The organism is Massilia sp. PWRC2 (genome assembly GCF_049896725.1).
In the GTDB taxonomy this organism is placed as follows: Bacteria; Pseudomonadota; Gammaproteobacteria; order Burkholderiales; family Burkholderiaceae_D; genus JAFCUW01.
Genome location: NZ_JAFCUW010000003.1, coordinates 231,809 through 253,440, shown reverse-complemented (window position 1 = coordinate 253,440; position 21,632 = coordinate 231,809). Strand labels below are relative to the sequence as shown.

16 protein-coding genes are annotated in these 21,632 nt (G+C 63.5%); 6 read left to right on the top strand and 10 right to left on the bottom strand.

The genetic code is table 11. The annotated features are described in order from the left end of the window. Positions 1-9 precede the first annotated feature (9 nt). The 3 genes from ACP7BZ_RS08830 to ACP7BZ_RS08820 are packed head-to-tail and all read left to right on the top strand — an operon-like array spanning position 10 to position 3,590. A complete protein-coding gene (locus ACP7BZ_RS08830; protein WP_426112155.1) occupies positions 10-1,539 on the top strand; it encodes an ABC transporter ATP-binding protein in 1,530 nt (509 codons plus the stop codon). Continuing rightward, a complete protein-coding gene (locus ACP7BZ_RS08825) occupies positions 1,536-2,618 on the top strand; it encodes an ABC transporter permease (protein ID WP_426112153.1) in 1,083 nt (360 codons plus the stop codon). Before ACP7BZ_RS08830 ends, ACP7BZ_RS08825 begins: the two co-directional genes overlap by 4 nt. A 3-nt stretch (positions 2,619-2,621) precedes the next feature. Then, positions 2,622-3,590, top strand: a complete 969-nt coding sequence (locus ACP7BZ_RS08820) for an ABC transporter permease (RefSeq protein ID WP_426112151.1) — start codon at positions 2,622-2,624, stop codon at positions 3,588-3,590. 53 nt (positions 3,591-3,643) lie between these two features. Here ACP7BZ_RS08820 and ACP7BZ_RS08815 read toward each other — a convergent pair whose 3' ends face one another. The 5 genes from ACP7BZ_RS08815 to ACP7BZ_RS08795 form a co-directional block, all read right to left on the bottom strand. After that, on the bottom strand, positions 3,644-4,480 hold the full coding sequence (locus tag ACP7BZ_RS08815; RefSeq protein WP_426112149.1) for a MipA/OmpV family protein: 837 nt from the start codon (positions 4,478-4,480) through the stop codon (positions 3,644-3,646). Beyond that, a complete protein-coding gene (locus ACP7BZ_RS08810) occupies positions 4,477-5,532 on the bottom strand; it encodes a S1/P1 nuclease (protein WP_426112147.1) in 1,056 nt (351 codons plus the stop codon). The genes ACP7BZ_RS08815 and ACP7BZ_RS08810 overlap by 4 nt, the downstream gene beginning before the upstream one ends. A gap of 24 nt (positions 5,533-5,556) precedes the next feature. Beyond that, a complete protein-coding gene (locus ACP7BZ_RS08805) occupies positions 5,557-7,245 on the bottom strand; it encodes a bifunctional metallophosphatase/5'-nucleotidase (RefSeq protein WP_426112145.1) in 1,689 nt (562 codons plus the stop codon). Positions 7,246-7,395: 150 nt separating this feature from the next. Then, positions 7,396-10,815 (bottom strand): carboxypeptidase regulatory-like domain-containing protein, encoded by a 3,420-nt coding sequence (locus ACP7BZ_RS08800; protein ID WP_426112144.1) that lies wholly within the window; start codon positions 10,813-10,815, stop codon positions 7,396-7,398. A 542-nt stretch (positions 10,816-11,357) separates the two neighbouring features. Beyond that, positions 11,358-12,860 (bottom strand): adenosine deaminase, encoded by a 1,503-nt coding sequence (locus ACP7BZ_RS08795; protein ID WP_426112142.1) that lies wholly within the window; start codon positions 12,858-12,860, stop codon positions 11,358-11,360. Positions 12,861-13,045: 185 nt separating this feature from the next. Here ACP7BZ_RS08795 and ACP7BZ_RS08790 point away from each other — a divergent pair, with 185 nt between their 5' ends. Next, a complete protein-coding gene (locus tag ACP7BZ_RS08790) occupies positions 13,046-13,351 on the top strand; it encodes a hypothetical protein (RefSeq protein WP_426112140.1) in 306 nt (101 codons plus the stop codon). Next, complete coding sequence (locus tag ACP7BZ_RS08785; RefSeq protein WP_426112138.1) at positions 13,348-13,713, top strand: response regulator; 366 nt, start codon at positions 13,348-13,350, stop codon at positions 13,711-13,713. The genes ACP7BZ_RS08790 and ACP7BZ_RS08785 overlap by 4 nt, the downstream gene beginning before the upstream one ends. 229 nt (positions 13,714-13,942) lie before the next feature. On the opposite strand, the gene guaD is transcribed toward ACP7BZ_RS08785, so the two are convergent. From guaD to puuE, 5 genes are all read right to left on the bottom strand, one after another. Beyond that, positions 13,943-15,253 carry a guanine deaminase gene (guaD, locus tag ACP7BZ_RS08780; protein ID WP_426112136.1) on the bottom strand — a complete coding sequence of 437 codons (1,311 nt, stop codon included), beginning with the start codon at positions 15,251-15,253 and terminating at the stop codon, positions 13,943-13,945. A gap of 32 nt (positions 15,254-15,285) precedes the next feature. Then, on the bottom strand, positions 15,286-16,281 hold the full coding sequence (gene xdhC / locus ACP7BZ_RS08775) for a xanthine dehydrogenase accessory protein XdhC (RefSeq protein ID WP_426112134.1): 996 nt from the start codon (positions 16,279-16,281) through the stop codon (positions 15,286-15,288). Further along, a complete protein-coding gene (gene xdhB / locus ACP7BZ_RS08770) occupies positions 16,278-18,647 on the bottom strand; it encodes a xanthine dehydrogenase molybdopterin binding subunit (protein WP_426112132.1) in 2,370 nt (789 codons plus the stop codon). Before xdhB ends, xdhC begins: the two co-directional genes overlap by 4 nt. After that, positions 18,644-20,116, bottom strand: coding sequence for a xanthine dehydrogenase small subunit (xdhA, locus tag ACP7BZ_RS08765; RefSeq protein ID WP_426112130.1), 1,473 nt, complete (start codon positions 20,114-20,116; stop codon positions 18,644-18,646). Before xdhA ends, xdhB begins: the two co-directional genes overlap by 4 nt. A 120-nt stretch (positions 20,117-20,236) precedes the next feature. After that, complete coding sequence (gene puuE, locus ACP7BZ_RS08760) at positions 20,237-21,172, bottom strand: allantoinase PuuE (protein WP_426112128.1); 936 nt, start codon at positions 21,170-21,172, stop codon at positions 20,237-20,239. Between the two features lie 97 nt (positions 21,173-21,269). Between puuE and uraH the strand changes: the two genes are divergently transcribed. After that, the gene (uraH, locus tag ACP7BZ_RS08755) at positions 21,270-21,623 is read left to right on the top strand and encodes a hydroxyisourate hydrolase (protein WP_426112126.1); all 354 of its coding nucleotides are present in this window, start codon (positions 21,270-21,272) and stop codon (positions 21,621-21,623) included. Positions 21,624-21,632: the final 9 nt, after the last annotated feature.

The window sequence follows — 21,632 nt, the reverse complement described above, 5'->3', positions numbered from 1 at the left end:
GACATCGCTATGCATCCAGCCGTAGAATTTCGCAACGTCAGTAAAGCCTTCGGCCGGGTGCAGGCGAACGCCGACGTCAGTTTTACTATCGCCAAAGGCTCGATCCACGGCGTAATCGGTGAAAACGGCGCCGGCAAGTCGACCCTGATGAGCATCCTGTACGGCTACTACAATGCCGACAGCGGCCAGCTGCTCATCGATGGCCAGCCGCGCAAACTGCGCACCAGCCACGAAGCGATCGCGCTCGGTATCGGCATGGTGCACCAGCACTTCATGCTGGTCGAGAACATGACGGTACTCGACAATGTGATGCTGGGCGCCGAAGGCGGTTTCCGGCTGGCGGCGCAGCGCGCCACGGTGGAAGCGACGCTGCGCGAGATTTGCAGCCGCTACCGGCTCGACGTCGATCCGCTGGCCACCATTGCCGAGCTGTCGGTCGGCGCCCAGCAGCGCGTCGAGATTCTCAAGCAGATTTACCGCAGCGCCGACATCCTGATCCTCGACGAGCCCACCGCCGTGCTGACGGCGCAGGAAACCGCATCGCTGTTTGACATCCTGCGGCTGTTCAAGGAGCAGGGCAAGACCATCATCCTGATCACCCATAAACTCGGCGAGATCATGGCAATTACCGACCAGGTGACGGTGATGCGCGCCGGCCGCGTGGTGGGCGCAGTGGCCACCGCGGCGACCTCCAAAGAACAGCTGGCCAACATGATGGTGGGCCGGCCGATCCAGAGCGAGCTGCCGCGCGCCCCTTTTACGCCGGGCGCGCCGGTGCTGAGCGTGCAACAGCTGCAGCTGCGCGACAAGGCGGGCGTCAATCTGCTGGCCGACATTGCCTTTCAGGTCCGCGCCGGGGAAATCGTCGCCATCGCTGGCGTCTCCGGCAACGGCCAGAGCGAATTGCTGGAAATTCTGGCGGGCATGCGCCTGCCAACGGCGGGCAGCGTCGACTTTGTGGGCAGCGCCCTGCCGTATGCCGGCCGCGTCGACGCCGACGGCCTGCCAGCCCTGTTCCGCCAGCTCGGTATCGGCCATGTGCCGGAAGACCGCCTGCGCGATGGCGTCATCAAGGATTTTTCGGTCGAACAAAACACCATCTTCGGCTACCAGGAGCGGGTGAAAAACGGCTGGGGCCTGTTTGACTTCAAGGCGATTTCCCAGCGCTGCGCCGGTTTATTAAAAGCGTTTGATGTGCGCCCGGCCGATCCCGGCCTGCGCATTGGCCTGCTGTCGGGCGGTAACCAGCAAAAGGTGGTGATTGCCCGCGAAGTGACAAGCGCGCCCAAACTGATGCTGGTCGGCCAGCCCACGCGCGGGGTCGATATCGGCACCATCGAAGCGATCCACACCGAGCTGCTGCGCATGCGTGACGCCGGCGTGGCGATCTTGCTGGTGTCGGTCGAACTGGAAGAAGTGCGGGCGCTGGCCGACCGCATCATCGTCATGTCGGGCGGACGCATCACCGGCGAATTACCTATCGAAGCATTTGACACCACCCGCATCGGTTTGCTGATGGGCGGGATGCACACCTCATGAAAACTACCGAACTGCCACGCTGGGCCACCGCCTTTGTCCTGCCCGTCCTGAACCTGCTGTCGGCCCTGCTGGTGGCCGCCCTGGTGATTTACCTGCTGGGCGAAAGCCCGCTCGAGTCGCTCGGCATCCTGTTTAACAGCGCCATCATCAATCCGGAAGGCTTGAGTTACACCCTGTTTTACGCCTCGACCTTTATTTTTACGGGGCTGGCGGTGTCGATCGCCATGAAGGCGGGCCTGTTTAATATCGGTGGCGAAGGGCAGATGTATTTTGGCGGCCTCGGCTTGACGCTGACCATGCTGGCGCTCGACGCCACCCTGCCCGCCTGGCTGCTGATCCCGGCCGGCATGCTCGGCGCCGCCGTGTTTGGCGCCGCCTGGGCGTGTATTCCCGGCTACCTGCAGGCCAAACGGGGCAGCCACGTGGTGGTGACGACGATCATGTTCAACTTCATCGCCGCCGACTTGATGAATTTTATTATCAATAAACTGGTGCCCGTCGGCCAGCAAAATCCGGCCAGCCGGGTGTTCGCCGACGCCGCCGCCATGCCGCGCTTGAACACCCTGTTTCCCGTGCTGGGCGACACGCCACTGAACATCAGTTTTCTGATCGCCATTGCGGCGCTGGCCGTGTACGGCGTGATGGTGTGGCGCTCGCCGTGGGGTTACCGTTTGCGCGCCACTGGCTTGAACAGCCACGCCGCCCACTACGCGGGCGTGCGCATCAGCCGCACCATCGTCGTCGCCATGCTGGTCTCGGGCGCACTGGCGGGACTGGCCGCCGTCAATTCGATCATGGGCTCGACCCATTACCTGTCACTCAACTTCCCCGCCGGTGCCGGTTTTATCGGCATTGCGATTGCCCTGATGGGGCGCCAGCACCCGGTCGGTATTTTCCTGTCGTCGGTGCTGTTCGGCGCCCTGATCCAGGGCGGCTTTGACCTGTCGCTGGAAAAGCCGAACATCCCGCAGGAGACCTTCATTTTTATCCAGGGTTTGATCATCCTGTTCTGCGGCGCGATGGAAAATTTCTATGCGCCAGCGCTACTGAAACTGCTCAACCTTGGCAAGAAAGGCTAAGCCATGTTCGAAGACCTGCATATCGCCAGCCTGATCGTCTCGACCATCCGCAACGCACCGGTGCTGATGTTTGCCGCCATGGCCGGCCTGTTCGCCGAACGCAGCGGCGTGGTCGACCTGGCGCTGGAGGGCAAAATCCTCGCCAGCGCCTTTGCCTCGGCCGCCGTGGCATTTAGTACGCAAAACGTCTGGTATGGCATCGCCGCCGGCGTGGTGGTATCGAGTGCGCTGGCCCTGATCCAGGGCTATGTCAGTATCAGCCAGAAGGGCAACCAGTTGGTGGCCGGCATGGCGATCAATATCGCCATCAGCGGCCTGACCTTCGTGCTGGCGCAATTTTTTTTCCAGCAGGGCGGCCGCACGCCTGATCTGGGCGAAGCGCGCCTGCATGACATCGTCTTGCCCGGCACTGCCGCGCTGGAGCACGTGCCCCTGCTCGGCTGGCTGTACGGCCACGTGATTGGCGGCCATTCGGTGCTGGTGTACGCGGCATTTCTGCTGGTGCCGCTGGTGCACTGGGTGCTGTACCACAGCCGCTTCGGCCTGCGCCTGCGCGCCTGCGGCGAAAACCCGCACGCGGCCGATGCCGCCGGTGTCAACGTCGAAGGCACCCGCTACGTCGCCATGCTGATCGCCGGTGTGCTGTGCTCGTTTTCGGGCGCTTATCTGGCCATCGTCCAAAGCGGCTTCTTCTTGCGCGACATGTCGGCCGGCGCCGGCTACCTGGCGCTGACGGCACTGGTGTTCGGTAACTGGCGGCCCCTGTACACGGCGCTCGGCTGCATCATGTTCGGCTTTTTCAGCGCGCTGCAGATTCAAATGGAAGGGGTGGAACTGCCAGGCGTCGGCCGCATTCCCGGCGCGCTCATTCACATGATTCCGTACGTGGTGACGGTGGTCGTGCTGGCCGGCTTGATGGCCAAGTCGATTGCGCCGAAAGCGATCGGCAAGCCGTTTGTGAAGTCCAGATAAGGGCGCGGACTTAAGATGGCGACTGGCACCGCAGGTGCCTGTCGCCATACTAATTACTGCGCCGACTTGGCCAGGGTGGCCGAGCGCCCCAGCGTCCACGTAAAGCCGAACCCCGCCGAGGCGCCACTGCGGCGTTTCATCAGCGGGCTGTCGGCATTGGCGGCGCCACGATAACTCTCTTCGCGCACGAAGCCAAACAGGCGCACGTCCTCGTTAAATTTATATGTCGCCGACACACCCACGCGGGTGAGCACCAGCCCCGCATCGGCCTGGAACGCCGGCCGCGTGGCCGTCGCATAGACCGGCGCCACTTCGTAAAAATAGCGGTTCAGGCGACGGTCGGCAAACACCGCGGCGACCGATACATCGTAGCCCCAGCGTGGATCGGCCCCGCGCAGTTCGTACGACAGTTTGGGCTCGAACGTGGTGCCCTGGCGGCGCACGCCCCCTTCGATTTCCATCACCGCGCGCAGCGGCAATTCAAACCGCACGCGGCTGGTGGCAGTGGGACTGGCCAGCAGGATTTTGACGCGCGGGCCAAATTCGACCAGGGTATTCAGGTCGCGCATGCCGGCGCGCGCGGCGACGTCCTTCGAGTGGGCCGGCAAGGCGCCGGAAAAGCCGACGTCAAATTCGACCCGCTCGCTCTTGAACAGGCGCGCGCCAATGCCACCCTGGTCCGAGCGCAGCACTTCGCCCCGGTAAATCAGAAACGGCAGCGGCAGCACGCGCGCCGAACGGTCGCTGGAACCCGGATAGGCCGGCGTGCTGACAGCAAAGGCCGCCACACCGGCTTCCCACAGGGGTTGCGGTTGCTGCGCCTGTTGCGCAGCCACGCTGCCGGCCGCACCCGCGGCGACCATAGCCATCACCCACACGAGGCGCTTCATGGCTGCGGCCAGATGGCTTGCAGCACGGCGGCCAGGTGGTAGCCAGCCTCGATCAGCTGCGTTCTCGCCAGCGCCGAACTGGGTACGGGGTAACTGGCCGGCACTTCCATCGTCCAGTTATAAAACACCTCGCCCTTCTTGCTGGTCTGCTTTTGCGGCGGCCCGACCGTCACATCCTGGTAGGCGCTCTTGGCGGCGACCAGCGAGGCATCGGCCCACTGGTACGGCCAGCTCTGGACGTCACCGCTGTTGATCGCCACCTGCGGTTTACTATCGATGGCGTACTGGGCGAATTGCTGCGGCGTGCGCGTGCTCGACCTGCGCATGGCGTAGTCGACGACGGTGCTGTCCCAGTACGAGTGAAACGGTTTGGTCAGGGCTTTGGGAACGCCTTCGCGCGGCTTGGGATTTTCGCCCGGGATGTGCGCCGCTCCCATGGTGGCAACCTTGTCGTCATCCATCAGGAAGTTATTGCCACCGCGCGAGTCGAAGATGGCGACGGCATCGACATCGCTGTGTTTGGCCGGCACCACGAACTTGCCGTCGGCAGCGACAAACGCCGCCCCCACGTGCAGCGGCTGGTGAATGTCGCCGGTCATGTGGGTGATCAACAGCAGCGCCTGGCGTTTGCTAAAACCGTGGGGATTGACGGCGGCGCCGTCTTTTCCCTGCAGCACCGCGATGGCCTGCTTGAGGGTTTGCACGATGTCGTCAGGCGCGGTGCCCACTTCGCCGTCATGGTAGTGCGCTTTCTGGAACGGCACATCGGTGTAATGGTATTCGCCCGCCTTCGGATTGGCCTCGACATAGCCGACCATTTCCGGCGTTTGCGGACCGCACCAGGTGCCCTTGACGCAGTCGGCCCAGTTGGCGACCGATTCCAGGCTTTCGCCCGGCAGCAGCAAGGCCGCCACCTGCTTGTCAGCGGCGCTGCCCTTGATTAATTTGTCGGCGATGGCGCCGACGACGCGGTGTCCATCGTTGCCCCACGCGAGGGCCTCGGTGGACAGAAAAGCGCCGGCCAGGGCGACGACGCAAGCGAGTTTTTTCATGGTTCGACGATCCTGTCATTAAAATTAGTTGAGGCGTTCAATACGTGGCGCAGTCACCGCGGCCGGCAACGGGCCCGCCTTGTCGCGCTTGACCAGCAGGCCAATGAAGGCATCGAGATCGACGATGCCGGTATCGCGCTTGTTGGTGGCGCGGGCGAACATGGGAAAGCCGTCGGCCCCTTCGGCCAGAAAATTATTCGCCACCACGCGGTAGGTGGCGGCATCGGCCAGCGGCACGCCGTTGATGCGGATCGAGTCCGGCACCACGCGCGCACCGAGCGGGCGCGCACGGTCCCAGCGGTAGTGCAGCGCGCTCGACACCTGCAGCATGGCGGCGTGATCGCCGCCATTCGGACGGGCAAACTGCTGTTCCAGCAGGCCGCGCAGCTGCGCGCCCGTCAAGTCCATCACCACCAGGGTGTTTGAAAACGGCAGCACCACCTGGGCCTGGCCAAAGGTGGCCACCAGGTTCTCGCCCACATCGAAGTCGGCGCGCATGCCGCCCACATTCATGAAAGCGATCTGCGCACCGTCGGCGCGGGTCGCTTCGACAGCGGCGTCGGCGATCAGGCCACCCAATGCCGATTCACCGGCGGGATTGAGCGTGCGGGTGACGCTGCGGCTGCTCACGCGCGCCACCGGCCGCGCCAGCGCATCGGCGCTGCGGGCCTTGACCGCTGCCAGGTAAGCGGCCACTTTGGCATCGACCGGGTACTGGCCCTCGACCACCGGCACGTTGCGCACGGTGACGTCCTGCACGGCGCCATTGGCGTCGACCGCCAGCTTGATGCGGGTGAGTACGTGGCCGCCCATCTGCGCCTGGGTGATGGTGCGTCCCTCGACCTTGCACTGAAACCCCTTGTGGGTGTGACCGGAGACGATCAGGCGGATGGCCGGATCGAGCTGGCGGGCGATGCCGACGATAGGGCCTTTTAACTGGCTGCACTCGGCCTGGTCGAACGCTTCAGGCGTATCACCGCCTTCGTGAATGAGAACCACAAAGGCGGTGGCGCCCTCCGTGCGGGCGGCAGCAGCGGCCTTGTTGATGGCCTGCGCCTCGTCGCCGAACGCCAGGCCGGCAATGCCGGAGGCGGTGACCACCGAGGCGGTGTCGCGCAGCACGGCGCCGATGAAGGCGATCTTGACGCCCTTGACCTGGCGGAGTGCATAGGCTGGCATGAAGGGCTGGCCGGTGGCGCTGTCGGTGACATTTGCCGCCAGATACGTAAACGCGGCGCCCTTGAAGGCGGGATCGAATTTGCAGGCTTTGGCGGGCAGCGACGACATACAGCCGCCCTTTTGCTTGCGCAGCAGTTCCATGCGGCCCTGGTCGAATTCATGGTTGCCCACCGACGACAGGTCCATGCCCAGCATGTTCAGCGCCGCCAGGCTCGGTTCATCGGCCCACATCGACGACATGGCGGGACTGGCGCCGACCAGGTCACCGGCGCCGACGAACAGCAGCTCGCGGTCTTCCCGGCGGAATGCCTGCAGGGCGGCGGCGAGATTGTCGATGCCGCCAGCGGTGATGGTTTGTTCACGCGGCTCGTAGGCGCTCTTGTAGACGAATTTGCTCGATTCGAGGTGGCCGTGAAAATCGTTCAGGGCCACCAGGTTGATATCGACGGCGCCGCGTGGCGCAGGCGCCAGGGGGGCGCAGCCGGCCAGGCTGATGCAGGCGGCGACAAGCAGGGAAAGATATGATTGTTTCATAAGGCGGAAGCATAAAGAAGTTTGCCAGCCAGCGCCAGCGCTGGCTGCGAAAGCTGATCAAAGGAAATGGCGCCGTCAATACAAAACGGCGCGCCCAATAAAAAAGGGCTGGTGTTGCCACCAGCCCTACGTTTCACTCAAGCGATTCTGTTAGAAATCGTACTTGAAGGTCGCTTGCACGGCCCACTGCGACTCGCCCTTGACCTGACGGACATCGAGGCTTTCCACTTGCGGACGCACGGCGTAGACGTACTTGCCGGTGGCAGCGTCGGTACCGACATAGTCGACGAAGCTGCGTGCCAGACCGCCATTGCTCTGGAAGCCGACTTCATTGATATGGCCCCATTTTTTGTTGAGCATATTGCCGAAGTTGAGGAAGTCGAGGCTGAAGCTTGCCTTGTTGCGGGCAAACAGGCCTGGAATTTCCTGGGTGATGCGCAGGTCGACGCTATTGGTCCATGGAGCGAAGTCGGTGTTACGACCGACGATGCCACCGGCCGAATTACGCAGCACCTTGTTGGCGTTGACCACATCCCAGAACTTTTGCTCGTTGACGTGGCTGGTGGCGGTATCGCCGTAGAACAGCACGTCGCCCGAACCGAAGGCTTTCGGGATGTACATGCGGTCATTGCCGGCCAGGCCGTCACCGTTCAAGTCGTTGTTGACGGTCCAGCTGTAAGGCTTGCCCGAACGACCTTCATAGAACACGCCCAGACGGGTGTTGTAGCTGCCGAAGAACTTTTGCTGGAAATTGAACAAGGCATTGATACGGTCCTTGACCAGGTAGCTCGAGTTGGTGGCGACGTTTTCGTTCGGGTTGAATACCGAGCGACCGTTCCAGTTCGAGGTCGATACCGACGAGGTCAGCGACGATACTTCCGTCGACGTCGTCTTGGTGGCGGCGATCGACCAGCCATAGCCCTTGCTCAGCGGACGCGAGAACGACACGGTGCCGACGTTGGCTTTGCCCAGATCGGTGTCCCTGGCCAGCATGACGTTACCGTAGTTCAGGTTGCTCAAGGCCTTGGTGGTGACGCAACCGCTGGTGATGGACACGCTGCCATTGCTTGGGGTGAAGCAGCTGGCCTGGTAACCGCCGGCGTTGTAGTACAGGTTACGGCCGTCGGTACCGATCTTGGTCGGTGCGCCCAGGTTCAAGTTTTCGTAGTAGATACCGTCCTTGTTCTTGGTGTGCAGGTATTCGGCCGAGAACACGATACCCTGCCATGGCAGTTCGGTTTCAAACGCGATGTTGGCTTTCCACACCGACGGCTGGTGGAAGCTTGGATCGAGGAAGTCGACGTTGGCCGCTGGCGTGGCGCCAGCCACCGATGGCTGGGCGTCCGGGTTGGCGCTGAAGGTGCCGTCGGTGGTCGGGCACTTGGTGGCGCCGGTACCGGAGCAGGTGATGATGCGCGACGACACGCCCGTATTCGAGAACGGGTTGGACATCCATACGGCTGCCGAAGCGCCCTGGAACAGGCCAACACCGCCACGCACTTGCATCAGGCGCTCGGTTGGCAGTTTCAGGTTGAAGCCGACGCGCGGCTGCACCAGCTTCTGGCCATCGATGGTCTGGGTATTGTCGTAGCCGAAGCCGCCGGACTGGCGCACGTTGGTGGTGGCATTGCCAGCGACCAGCGGTGCGGCAGCGGCAGCGTTACGCAGTGGACGGCCATCGACGCCGTTGTAGTCAACACGCACGCCGCCGGTGATGGTCAGGCTCTTGTTGACGTTCCAGGTGTCTTGCAGGAACAGGCCAGTGTCTTGCAGGGTGAACTGGGCAACGGCAGTATCGAGCGTGCCGCCGGCCACGGCTTGCTGCACCGTGTACGAGCTTGGACGACCGCGCGAGAAGTTTTCCAGCACGGCCGCTTCGACCTGCGCGGTGGTACCGGTGGTGCACTTGAAGCCAGCCAGGCCAGCCGAGGTGTAGGTGACGTCGTCGCGGCAGCCAAAGGTGTAGTTACCGTTGACGTTTTGCAGGAAGGCGTTGTAGATCTGGGTGCTGGTGTAGTCACCGCCGAACTTGACTTCGTGATCGCCATGGGTCCAGGTGGCGCCGGCGTAAATGTCACGCGTGTTGTTGCGCAACACGTTGATATGACGGCTGGCCTCGGTACCGAAGTTGACGAAACGGTTACCGGTCGGCACACCAGCTGGTGCATCGGCTGGCAAGGGGCCGCTGAACTGCAGCGACATTGATGGCAGACGGGTGGTGTTGGTTGGCACCGAATCGTACTTGCGGGTCGAGTACTTCAGTTCGGTCGAGAAGGTGGGCGTCCAGTCCGACAGCAACTGGCCGACGGCCGTTTCAATCGACTTGCCCTGGTTGTAGAACTGCGAGCTCAGGCCCACGCCGGTCGACGAAAAACCCGTGTAGATGGGATCGGCCTGCGAGGTCTTCGAGTAACGCACGCTGGCGCGGTGGTTGTCGTTGATGTTGTAGTCGACCTTGATCATCTGCTCGCGCGAGACGAACTGCGAGCCGGCTGGCACCGCGGTGGTGCCGGTGTCGAAGCCGTAGCGGCTCTGGGCGATCGAACGGGCGCTGTCGAGCGACGACTGGGTCACGCCGACGGTGGTGCCGGCGCCGCTGCCGATTTGGCCGAAGTCAGGCGAGCTGCGCGAGCTCTTCGACTCTTCCAGCAGGGCGAACAGGAACAGTTTGTCCTGGATCAGCGGGCCGCTGACGTAACCGCCCTTGGTGTTTTCCTTGAATTTCGGTGCCGCCACGTAGGTGTCGTTGGTGACGTTGTAACGGTCGCCGACCAGGCGGTCGTCACGGGTGACGTAATAGATGCCGCCCTTCCAGTCATTGGTACCGGACTTGGTCACCGCATTGATGTTGGCGCCCGTGTAGCCCTTCTGGGTGACGTCGTAATTGGCGACGTTCACTTGCACCGACTGGATCGCTTCGATCGAGATCGGCTGGCGCGCGGTGGGCGAACCGTTGCTCTCGAGACCGAAGGTGTCATTGACGGCGACGCCGTCGATGGTGATGGTGTTGTAACGCGAGTTCTGGCCGGCGACGGAGATTTCACCGCGTTCTTTGTCGGTCTGCGACACGCGTGGGTCGGCGCGGGCGTAGTCCTGCAGGTTGCGCTGGATCGACGGCTGGGCGGCCAGTTCGGTGGCGCTGATGTTGGTACCCGAACCCATGGTGTTACGCGAGAATTTTTCCGAGCGGCCAGCGCTGCCGGTCACGGTAACGGACTGGATTTGCGCGCCCAGGGTGGCGTCGACAGCAGCCGTTTCAGCGAGCTGGGTGTAGACGTCGGTGCGCTTTTCCGAAATACCATTCTTGGTGATGGTGATCGTAAACGGGCCACCGGTACGCAGACCGCGGGCGTTGTAGCGGCCTTCGGCATCGGTGGTGACGGTGCTGACGGAACCGGATTCGTTGTGCACGATCTGGACCGTGGCGCCAGCTGCTGGCTGGCCGTCGGCGCCCGAAATGCGACCGGCGATTGCCGAAGTCGTGTTTTGCGCGAACACAGGCGCGGTCGCCAGCGCGATCGACAGCGCGAGCGCCATCTTGGTCAGCTGGATCCGTTTATGAATGATCATTTGATTACCCCAAAAAAGACTATAGTTGTGCGGGCTGCCGTTACCGGCGCCCTTCTTTGCTGCTGTTGCTAAAACTGGTTTGATGCCAATTACGGCAAGCGGCGGGCGCCGCCGTCCATACAGACTAATTATTTGTGACAATATCAGCGGCGGGCGCCAGCTTGTACGACGCATATGTCATCTTCATGACATCGATACTGTTTGTTGAAAAGTGTTGTCTTTTTGTGCTTCTACTAGGCAACTATGCATGAACGACCCAGGTCCGACAAATACGTTTTCCCTTCGTCATTGAGACATATTTCCTATAAATACAGGGAAAACAGACCGCCATGACCTCAGTCACACTGGCATGCCCGGCAGGCGATGGAGGCGATTATAAGTGAGCCGTTCTGCATAGAAATCCTTTCGACTGCAAAATTGTCGAAGGAATCAAGCTTGCCCAATTTGTGTAGCGCAATGACCACAAAGATGACTATTTGGCATGCGCAAATGACGCGCCCTGGCCACGCGGTCGCGTGCCAGGGGCAATTGCAGAGAAAGAATTAACGGCTGCGAGTACTTCGCACCGCGTTGGCGTTGAGGGCGGCGATAGCCGCTTCGAAACGGGCAAAGCGGCCATCGAGTTCGACGGTCAGGCGGGCGCGCTGTTTTGCCGGCAAAAAGGCATAGTGAATACTTGCATACGACAGCCGTTTGACTTCGGCATAATCGGGCCGGTAGCGGCTGGCGAACAGCGTGTATTCGTGCGACAGGTCGTGGCGGGTGACGCCGGCATCGTCGGTCGAGATGACAAACGGCACGCCAAAGCGGCGGTACAGGGTGACCGGATGGTCGGCGCCGCTGATGCCGTTAATAAAACCGTTGCTGGTCAAATTGATCTCGACGGCGATGTTCGCCTGCTTCATTTTTTGCAACAGCGCCACCACGTTTTTCTCGTGGGCGAGGTCGATGCCATGGCCGATGCGGTCCGCCATGCCGACGTTGACAGCATCATCAATATGAAAACGCAAGCCTTCCGGCGGCACGTCGCCCAGCGCCAGCTCGCCGGCGTGCAGCGCTACCTTGACGTCCGGATACTGGCGTTTCAGGAAACGGAACATTTTCATGTGCAGCGCATAGTCGCGCATCGACACCATCTGGCTTTCCTGGCCGACGATGTTGACGCCCACGATCAGCGGGCTCTGGCTGGCCGCCTTGAAGCCAGCCACCATCGAAGAAAACACTTGCGACGGCGCCAGCAGGCGCAACACATAGGCCTGGTAGCGCATGGTGAAGTTGGCGTCGTCGATGCCGCTGGCGGCCGTTTCTATTTTGGCGACGTAATCGTTGATGCTGGCCGTAAAAGCGCCATCCTGCTCGAGCGCAGCCTGCTGGCGGCGCAGCACGGCGTCAACAGCGGCGTCGTCGCCCGCCTGCCAGGCGGCGCTGTCGAAGGCGGCGTCGCCCTTGAACGGTGCCAGCTTGAACATGGTTTCGATATAGCTGACGTTTTCCAGGATGGCACGCTGCTTGAGAGTTTGCAAGCCTTCGGCAAAATTGGCGTTCGAGACCGGGCCGAAGTAGCCGAAAGTCTGGAAGAACTGGCGGTCCGGCGGGCTCTGGATGGCGCCGTGGTTATTAAAATCCTTGCTCGACCAGCGCTGCAGCACTTCGCGGTAAGTCTGGTCATCGGCATACAGTTCGGCCGTCGACAGGCAGCTGCGCTGGGCGGCCGGCAGGGCGCGCTCGGCATCGATCAGCTTGCGGTCGGTCTCGATGCGGTAGCTCACCTTGTTGACGCACAGGCCCTGCTTGTCGAGGAAGTCGACATATTGCTCGGCATACAGCGCACCCGAATAATGGTGGTGCAAGTCGCCGCCCTTTGGCATTTGCGTAAAGAACATGGTCAGCGCCGACTGCTGGGCATCGGCGCCACCGACGAGTTGCGCAAAATAGCGGGCGGTGGCCGCCTGGTTGCCGTTGACGGGCCCCTTGGCGTGCACGGTGCTCGCTGCCAGGGTGGCAACGAGGGTCAGGGCCAGGGCGGCGGGCGAGCGTAGGAACATGCAAAATCTCTCGGTGGATGGTAGACGCGGGGAACAAGGTGGTAAACAATACAGTGAACGATGATTGCGCGGCTACTGTATCGCCTTCATGGCGGATTGGCAATGACGGGCCGCCGACCATCGTCGACAGCACCATCGGCAGCCCGTGCGCTGTCGACACGCAGTATGTTTCCGCTAAGGGGGCCATGACCAAGCCAAGGTTTCTCAGTCCGGCGCTGTTTAAGGCTGTCAGCGGCGAAATGGCGAGCCACATCAAGCAAAAATTGCGCGCCATGGAAATGGACGTGACGGCCATGGAACTGCATAACTCATCGCAGACGCGCACCCTGCGGGTGTACATCACGCTGGCCCGCACCACCAACCTGAAAGCGCTGTACCTGGCCGAGTCGATCATCTGCAAGCAGTTGCAGGCTGAGTTTTCCATGCAGCCACACGCGTTTTACTGGCGCTATCAGCCGCCAGAACGCGCCGCCAAAGCGGCGCCGCCATGAGCCGCCAAAAAATTCTGGTGGTCGACGATTCGCCGTCGCAGCGCTTGCTGCTGCAGGCGCTGCTGACGGCCGAAGGCCATACGGTGATCACCGCCAGCGATGGCCTCGAAGCGGTCGACAAGGCCAGGCGGGAACTGCCTGACCTGATCGTGATGGACATCGTCATGCCCGGCCTAAACGGCTTTCAGGCCACCCGCGCCATCACCAAGGATGAAGCGACCTGGCATATTCCGGTGATTTTGCTCACCGCCAAGGACATGGATTCGGACCGCGTGTGGGCGCTGCGGCAGGGCGCCACCGCGTATTTGAACAAGCCGCTCGATCAGGGCAAGCTGCTGGAGCTGATTCATACGCTGGCGTAGTTTTGCCGTCGGGCAGATTAACAGCGGGACAGGCAACTGCACGCCAGTCCCAATTCTGCACTGACCACACTAAGTACTCGCCGGGAAATTATTGTGGATTGATAGCGAACAGAAATGGATGCGATGCAAGGCGCTCGCCGCGACGCAATGCGGGCATTGCTAGCGGTGAGCAACGCAGCAGCGCGCCGTTTATGGCAGCTAGAAATCACAATAATTTACTGGCGAGTACTTAGGCGCGCTGCCACTGCAGCCTGCCCCCCGCATAGGTGGCCGCAATGGCGCGATCATCGCCCAGCATGGCCAGCGCAAACAGCAATTCTTCGATTTTCTCGCAGCCGCCTGTGCGACGCGCCAGCAAGGGCGTGGCGGCCGGATCGAGCACAATGAAGTCGGCATCGACCCCGGCCGCGAAATTGCCGATGCGCCCTTCGAGCCGCATGGCGCGCGCCGCCCCCAGGGTGGCCAGATAAAACATGCGCAGCGCCGACAGATAGCTACCCTTCATGCGCGCCACCTTGTACGCTTCATTCATCGTTTGCAGCATGCAAAATGCCGTGCCGGCACCCACATCGGAGGCCAGCGACAGCAGCACGCCCCTGGCATCGGCACGCTCGAAGTCGAACAGCCCGCTGCCGAGGAACAGGTTGGAGGTGGGGCAGACGGCCGCCGCCGCGCCGCTGGCGGCCAGCCGCGAAAAGTCGTCGTCGTCGAGCCAGATGCAGTGGCCGAACATGGCGCGCTCGCGCACCAGGCCAGCCTGGTCGTACACATCGAGGTAGCTGCGCGCCGCCGGGAACAGGGAACTGACCCAGTTGCACTCGTCGCAGTTTTCCGCCACGTGGGTCTGGATATAGGTATCCGGATAGGCGCGCGCCAGCTCACCGGCCAGCGCCAGTTGCGCCGGGCTGGAAGTGGGGGCGAACCGCGGCGTGATGGCGTAGTGGGAACGGCCGCGCCCATGCCAGCGGCGGATCAGCTCTTCGCTGTCGCGCACGCCGCCCTCGGCGGTATCGGCCAAAAAATCGGGGCAATGGCGGTCCATCAGCACCTTGCCGGCCACCATGCGCAAGCCGCGCGCCTGGCTGGCACCAAAGAAGGCATCGACCGACGCCTTGTGCACGGTGCAGTAGACCATGGCTGTGGTGGTGCCGCTGCGCATGAGCTGATCGAGAAAGAACTCGGCCACCGCGGCGCCGTGCTGGGGGTCGTCGAACTGGCGCTCGGTGGGAAAGGTGTAGGTGTCGAGCCACGGCAGCAGACCGGGCGCGGGGGAGGCGATCATGTCAGTCTGCGGGAAGTGGATGTGGGTATCGATGAAGCCGGGGCAGATGATCTTGCCCCGATAATCGATGACCGCGGTGTCGTCGGCCAGGCTGGCAGCCAGGCTGGCGTAATCGCCGGCGGCGACGATGACGCCGCCAGCGACGATCAACAGGCCATCGGCATACCAGCGGTAAGCATCTTCAAAAAACGCCGGATCGGCATGAAAGTGCAGCACACTGGCGCGATAGGCCTGCTGGGCGATTGGTGCAGTGGACATCGGGTGATTCTTTCAATTCTATATAAATCAATTCAGGTGTTGCCTGCCGCATGCCAGCGCAGCAGCAGCTGGGCGACGACGGCGGCGGCGATCACGGCGGGTTGCTTGCCGCTGATGCCGGGCAGGCCGATCGGACACGCCATGGCGTCGATGCGCGCGTCATCGAAGCCGCGCGCGCGCAGGCGGTGCTCGAACTGGGCGCGCTTGGTGTGCGAACCGATCAGGCCAAGCCAGCGAACCTGCTGGCGCGCCAGGATCGCTTCGCACAGGCGCTGGTCGAGCGCATGCGAATGGGTCATCACCAGGTAGCTGGCATCGTTTGGCGCGCTCGCCACCAGGTCTTCGGGCGCATCGGTGGCTTCGACCTGCACATTGTCAGGCAGGCCAGTGGGGAACAGGTCGGCGCGCTGGTCGATCCAGGTGACGGTGCATGGCAGCGGCGCCAGCGCCGCCACCAGTGCCGCGCCCACGTGGCCGGCGCCAAACAGCATCACGTGATGGGGCGGCGCCGCCACCTTGGCGACCAGATAGCGGCGCCCTTCGCGCACCATCACGTGGCTGCCGCGCTGGCGGTCAAAGGCGATGGCGTCGCCGCACAGCAGCGCGCCGTGCTCGTCGAACAGCGCAGCGGCGGGAGCAGGAGCAGCAGCAGGCCGTGCAACCGGATCGAGCGCCAGCACACGCCAGCTGTCGCGCCAGCGGCGCCCCGCCAGCAGCTGCGCGGCGGCAGGGTCGAGCAGCTCAAACGCCAGGTGCACCACGCCGCCGCAGCACTGACCGAGACTGGGGCCCAGCGCGAAGCGTTCGAGGTGGTATGCGCAGCCTTCGGCGAGCATCTGGCGCGCGATCTCGATGGCGCGCAGCTCGAGGTGGCCGCCGCCGATGGTGCCGGCCAGCGTGGGCGCCGCCGCCGCCGCCGCTACCACCACCATGCGCGCGCCCGCCTCTCTCGGTACCGAGCCTTCGGCGATCGCCACCGTCACCAGCACGGCGCTGGTGCTGGCGGCGAGCATCCATTCGTCGATCATGACACTGCGCTAGAGCGGGCGACGGCCGCTTCGACCGCCTCGATCGCTTTCAAAATTTCTTCGCTGGTGGCCGGCGCATTCAGCGGTGGGTGGGCAGTGTGGCCGCCAACGGCCGAAATGGCGTCGCGGATGGCGAAGAAGACAGAAAACGGCAGCAGCAATGGCGGCTCGCCCACCGCTTTCGAACGGTGGATGCTGTCAGTGACATTGCGGTTGTCGAACAGCGCCACCCGAAAATCGTCCGGGCAGTCGGACACGGCGGGAATTTTATACGTCGACGGTGCGTGGGTGAGCAGCTTGCCGCCAGCGTCCCAGCGCAGCTCCTCGGTGGTCAGCCAGCCCATGCCCTGAATAAAAGCGCCTTCGACCTGGCCGATATCGATGGCGGGATTGAGCGACTTGCCGGCGTCATAGAGCACATCGGCACGCAGCAGTTTCCATTCGCCGGTGAGGGTGTCGACGATCACTTCAGCCACCGCGGCGCCGTAAGCGAAATACGAAAACGGCTTGCCACTCATGGTGGCGGCGTCCCAGTGCAGGCCGGGGGTGGCATAAAAGCCATCCGACCATAGCTGCACGCGCGCCAGATACGCTTGCTGCACCAGGGCGGCGAAGGCGATCTGCTGGCCGTTGACGTCGACCTGGTCGGCGGCGAAGCGCACCTGTTCGGCGCTGCCGCCGTAGCGGCTGGCAGCAAAATCGGCCAGGCGCAGGCGGATCTGGCGGGCAGCGTCCTGCGCCGCCTTGCCATTGAGGTCAGCGCCGGTGGACGCCGCGGTGGCCGAGGTATTGGCGACCTTGCTGGTGTCGGTGGCGGTGGCGCGCACGTGCGCCATGTCGACCCCCAGCTCCTGGGCGACCACCTGCATCACCTTGGTGTTGATGCCCTGTCCCATCTCGGTGCCGCCGTGGTTGACCAGGATGGAACCGTCTACATACACGTGCACCAGCGCGCCAGCCTGGTTCAGGTGGGTGACATTAAAGGCGATGCCGAACTTGACGGGGGTGAGCGCCAAGCCCTTTTTGAGGAGCGGGCTGCCGGCATTGAAGGCGGCGATGGCGCTGCGGCGGGCCTGATAACTGCTGCTCGCTTCGAGCTGGTCGACCAGTTTGCCGATGACGTTGTCGACCACGGTCTGGCCATACGGCGTGACGTTGCGCTCAGTGTCGCCGTAAAAATTGCGGCGGCGGATGGCCAGCGCATCGCGCCCGAGCTTACGGGCGATTTCATCGATGATGTATTCGATGGCGATGGCGCCCTGCGGGCCGCCGAAGCCGCGAAAGGCGGTATTGGACTGCGTGTTGGTACGGCCGCAGGCGGCGCGGATGTCGACGTCGGACAAATAATAGGTATTGTCGAAGTGGCAGACGGCGCGCGTGGCGACGGGGCCTGACAGGTCGGCCGAATAACCGGCGCGGGTGACCATGTCGACCCTGGCGCCGCAGATGCGGCCATCGTCGTCGTAGCCGACCGCGTATTCATAATAAAAGCAGTGGCGCTTGCCGGTGACGAGCATGTCGTCGTCGCGGTCGGCGCGCAGTTTAACGGGGCGCCTGAGGCGGAATGCGCCGATGGCAGCAGCCGCACACCACAGCGCCGATTGCGACTCCTTGCCACCAAAGCCGCCACCCATGCGGCGGCATTCGACCGTGATGTGGTTCGAGTGCAGGCCGAGCGCGTGGGCGACGACGTGCTGCATTTCGCTGGGGTGCTGGGTCGAGGCCAGCACCAGCATGCCCTGGTCTTCTTTCGGGATGGCGTAGGCGATCTGCCCTTCCAGATAAAACTGTTCCTGACCGCCCACGTAAAGCTGGCCTTCGACGCGATGGGGGGCGGCGTCGAACGCGCTTTGGTAATCGCCGCGCGTCAAGCGCATCGGCGGCAACACGAAGGAGCCGGCCGCGCGCGCTGCCTGCGGCGTCAGGATGGCCGGTAACTGTTCATACACGATGTCGGCCAGGCGGGCGGCGCGGCGCGCCTGGTCGTGGCTGTGCGCGACGACCAGGAAGATGGGCTGGCCCACATACATGACGACGCCGTCAGCGAAGATAGGATCGTCGTTGATGATGGGACCGCAGTCGTTCAGGCCAGGGATATCGTCGGCGGCAAACACGCCGACCACGCCGGCGGCGGCGCGCACGCGAGCGAGATCGATGGCGCCAATGCGCGCATGGGCGCGCGCCGACAGGCCGAGGGCGCCGTGCAAGGTGCCCTGCACTTCGGCGATATCGTCGGTGTAGGTGGCCTGGCCGAGTACGTGCAGGTGGGCCGATTCGTGGACGCGGGCGACGCCGACGGCGCGCCACGGCGCCGCCGTGTCGACAGCATGGACGCTCTGCACGGGGGGATGGGCGCCGTCATTCATGCCGCCTCCCCGTGTTCAAACGCATTGACGGCGCCCGCTGCCAGGGGCGCCTCGCGCCGCGTTTCGAACCAGAAGCGGCGCAGCAGGTTTTGCGCTGTCTTCATGCGGTACGCGCTCGATGCGCGCACGTCCGACAGCGGCGTGTAATCGTCCGCCAGCAGCGCCATGGCCGCCTTGACGGTCGCTGCGCTCCACGCTTGTCCCGTCAAGAATGCTTCGGTGCGGCTGGCGCGCCGCGGCGTCGCCGCCATGCCGCCAAAGGCAATCCGCGCCCCTTTGATGACGTCGCCGTCGAGTTCAAAGGCGAAGGCGGCGCACACGGCCGAGATGTCCTGGTCGAAGCGCTTGGCCAGTTTATAGGTGCGAAACCGGACCGCCGGCCGCGCTAGCGGCACCCGCAGCGCCTGCACGAATTCGCCAGCCTGCAAATCCTTGTGCTGGTATCCCAGATAAAAATCTTCCAGCGCCAGCACGCGCTGGCCGGCGCCGCTTCCCAGCACCAGCTGGGCGCCCAGCGCGATCAGCCACGGCATCGAGTCGCCGATCGGCGAGCCATTGGCGACGTTGCCACCGAGGGTGCCGGCCTGGCGGATCGGCAGCGAGGCGAAGCGCTGCCACATCGCGCCGAGCTGCTCGCCATACTGCTGGCAGAGGGCGGCGTAGGCCGCTTCGAGGGTGGCGCCGGCGCCGATTTCGAGTACGCCATCGGCTTGGTGGATGGTCTTTAAGGCGTCCACATGGCCCAGATAAATGATGTCGCCGATCTGGCGCAGCTGCTTGGTCACCCACAGGCCGATGTCGGTGGAGCCGGCCAGCAGCAGCGCCTGCGGGTGGGCGGCGCGCAGCTGGCACAGTTCCGCAAGCGTGCGCGGGGCGAAAAAGCGCGCGCCGCCGCCCTCGTGGATGGCCATGCTGCTGCGCTGCAGGCCGGCCAGCCGGGTAGCCAGGGCGGCGCGGTCGAACGCCACCGGCGGCAGCTCTCCCATGCGCACGGCGGCGTCGATAATCGGGCGGTAGCCGGTGCAGCGGCACAGGTTGCCGGACAGGGTGTCGTCGATCTGGCAGCGGCTGGGCGGGCGACCTTGCTGTTTTAAGTACATGCCCCACAGCGACATCACAAAGCCCGGCGTGCAAAAGCCGCACTGGGACGCATGGCATTCGACCAGCGCCTGCTGCACCGGGTGCAGGCTGCCGTCGGCCTGGGCGACGTCTTCCACCGTGAACAGGGCCTTGCCGTCGAGGGTGGGGACGAAGGCGATGCAGGCGTTGACCGCCTTCATGGCCAGCTCGCCCCCTTCGAGCGAACCGAGTACCACCGTGCAGGCGCCGCAATCGCCTTCGGCGCAGCCTTCCTTGGTGCCGGTGCAATGCAGATCTTCACGCAGATGCTGCAGCACGGTGCGGGTCGGCGCGACGTCATGCAGTTCGCGCACGGCGCCCTGAAAATAAAAACGGATCGGATCGGACATGCTCGCCTCGTTGGTATCCCAGTGTGCCAGAGTACCACCGGCAGCCCTGCCCGTTATATACAATCGCCGATGTCGCTTATATTCATATGCACATAATGCGCAGATCCCGCGCCGGCCCGCTCAGGCTGGCGGGTGCTGCGCGCGCCAGTGCTCGGCGATATCGATGCGGCGCGCCACCCAGACTTTCTCATGCGCCTGCACATAATCGAGAAAGCGCGCCAGCGCCGCCGCCCGTCCGGGCCGCCCGACGATGCGGCAGTGCAAGCCCACCGACAGCATCTTCGGCCGGTCGAGACCGGCGGGATCGCCCTCGGCGTAGAGGGTGTCGAAGGAATCCTTGAGGTAGTCAAAAAACTGCGTGCCCGAATTAAAACCCTGCATGGCGGCAAAACGCATATCGTTGGCGTCGAGAGTGTAAGGCACCACCAGGTGCGCGTGGCTGCCACCGGCGCCGGTCAGCGGTGCATAAAACGGCAGATCGTCGCCGTAGTGGTCGGCATCATAGGCAAAGCCGCCGTGCTCGACCACCAGCGCGCGCGTGTTGGGCGAATCGCGCCCGGTATACCAGCCCAGCGGTGCCTGCCCGGTCAGGTCGCGCAGGATCTGCACCGCTTCGGCCATGTGGGCGCGCTCGAGGTCGATGTCGGCGTTTTGATACGAAATCCACTTCAGGCCATGACAGGCAATTTCGTGACCCAGCTGGCGAAACGCCGCCACCGCCTCGGGGTTGCGCTGCAAGGCCATGGCGACGCCGAACACGGTCAGTGGCATCTGGCGCGCCTCGAACATGCGCAGCAGGCGCCACAATCCCGCCCGCGAACCGTATTCGTACAGCGATTCCATGCTCATATGGCGCATCGGAAAAGCCTGGGCGCCGATGATCTCCGAGAGGAAGGTTTCCGAGGCGGCATCCCCGTGCAAGACATTGTTTTCGCCGCCCTCTTCGTAATTGAGGACAAATTGCACGGCGATGCGGGCCTGACCGGGCCAGCGCGCATGGGGCGGGTTGCGGCCGTAGCCGATCAGGTCGCGCGGGTAGTTGTCGTAGGTGTTCATCGTGGTGCAGTGGTGGTGGTAAAAAAACCCAATGGCCCATCATATAATGGCTGGCAGCCCACCGGCCATCGCCTCATTATCAAGACAGGAAAACACCATGAGCAAACTGAGCACACACGTCCTCGACACCGCGCGCGGCATCCCGGGCGCGGGCGTGCGCATCGAACTGTACGCCTGCAGCGCCAGTGAGCGGCGCCTGCTCAAGCACGATGTGACGAATGCCGATGGCCGCTGCGCCACAGCGCTGCTCGAAGGCGACACCATGCGCGCCGGCCAGTATGAACTGGTGTTTTTTGCCGGCGATTATTTCGCCGCCCACGGCGTCGACCTGCCGACGCCCCGCTTCGTCGACAAGGTCACCCTGGCCTTCGGCATCAGCGACCCCAGCCAGAATTACCACGTGCCGCTGGTCGTCACCCCCTGGTCGTATTCGACCTACCGCGGCAGCTAAATGATCGAA

Excerpts from the sequence above, each read along its gene's own strand:
- ACP7BZ_RS08830 (WP_426112155.1), top strand. The coding sequence starts at position 10 with ATGCATCCAGCCGTAGAATTTCGCAACGTCAGTAAAGCCTTCGGCCGG.
- ACP7BZ_RS08825 (WP_426112153.1), top strand. The coding sequence starts at position 1,536 with ATGAAAACTACCGAACTGCCACGCTGGGCCACCGCCTTTGTCCTGCCC.
- ACP7BZ_RS08820 (WP_426112151.1), top strand. The coding sequence starts at position 2,622 with ATGTTCGAAGACCTGCATATCGCCAGCCTGATCGTCTCGACCATCCGC.
- ACP7BZ_RS08815 (WP_426112149.1), bottom strand. The coding sequence starts at position 4,480 with ATGAAGCGCCTCGTGTGGGTGATGGCTATGGTCGCCGCGGGTGCGGCC.
- ACP7BZ_RS08810 (WP_426112147.1), bottom strand. The coding sequence starts at position 5,532 with ATGAAAAAACTCGCTTGCGTCGTCGCCCTGGCCGGCGCTTTTCTGTCC.
- ACP7BZ_RS08805 (WP_426112145.1), bottom strand. The coding sequence starts at position 7,245 with ATGAAACAATCATATCTTTCCCTGCTTGTCGCCGCCTGCATCAGCCTG.
- ACP7BZ_RS08800 (WP_426112144.1), bottom strand. The coding sequence starts at position 10,815 with ATGATCATTCATAAACGGATCCAGCTGACCAAGATGGCGCTCGCGCTG.
- ACP7BZ_RS08795 (WP_426112142.1), bottom strand. The coding sequence starts at position 12,860 with ATGTTCCTACGCTCGCCCGCCGCCCTGGCCCTGACCCTCGTTGCCACC.
- ACP7BZ_RS08790 (WP_426112140.1), top strand. The coding sequence starts at position 13,046 with ATGACCAAGCCAAGGTTTCTCAGTCCGGCGCTGTTTAAGGCTGTCAGC.
- ACP7BZ_RS08785 (WP_426112138.1), top strand. The coding sequence starts at position 13,348 with ATGAGCCGCCAAAAAATTCTGGTGGTCGACGATTCGCCGTCGCAGCGC.
- guaD (WP_426112136.1), bottom strand. The coding sequence starts at position 15,253 with ATGTCCACTGCACCAATCGCCCAGCAGGCCTATCGCGCCAGTGTGCTG.
- xdhC (WP_426112134.1), bottom strand. The coding sequence starts at position 16,281 with ATGATCGACGAATGGATGCTCGCCGCCAGCACCAGCGCCGTGCTGGTG.
- xdhB (WP_426112132.1), bottom strand. The coding sequence starts at position 18,647 with ATGAATGACGGCGCCCATCCCCCCGTGCAGAGCGTCCATGCTGTCGAC.
- xdhA (WP_426112130.1), bottom strand. The coding sequence starts at position 20,116 with ATGTCCGATCCGATCCGTTTTTATTTTCAGGGCGCCGTGCGCGAACTG.
- puuE (WP_426112128.1), bottom strand. The coding sequence starts at position 21,172 with ATGAACACCTACGACAACTACCCGCGCGACCTGATCGGCTACGGCCGC.
- uraH (WP_426112126.1), top strand. The coding sequence starts at position 21,270 with ATGAGCAAACTGAGCACACACGTCCTCGACACCGCGCGCGGCATCCCG.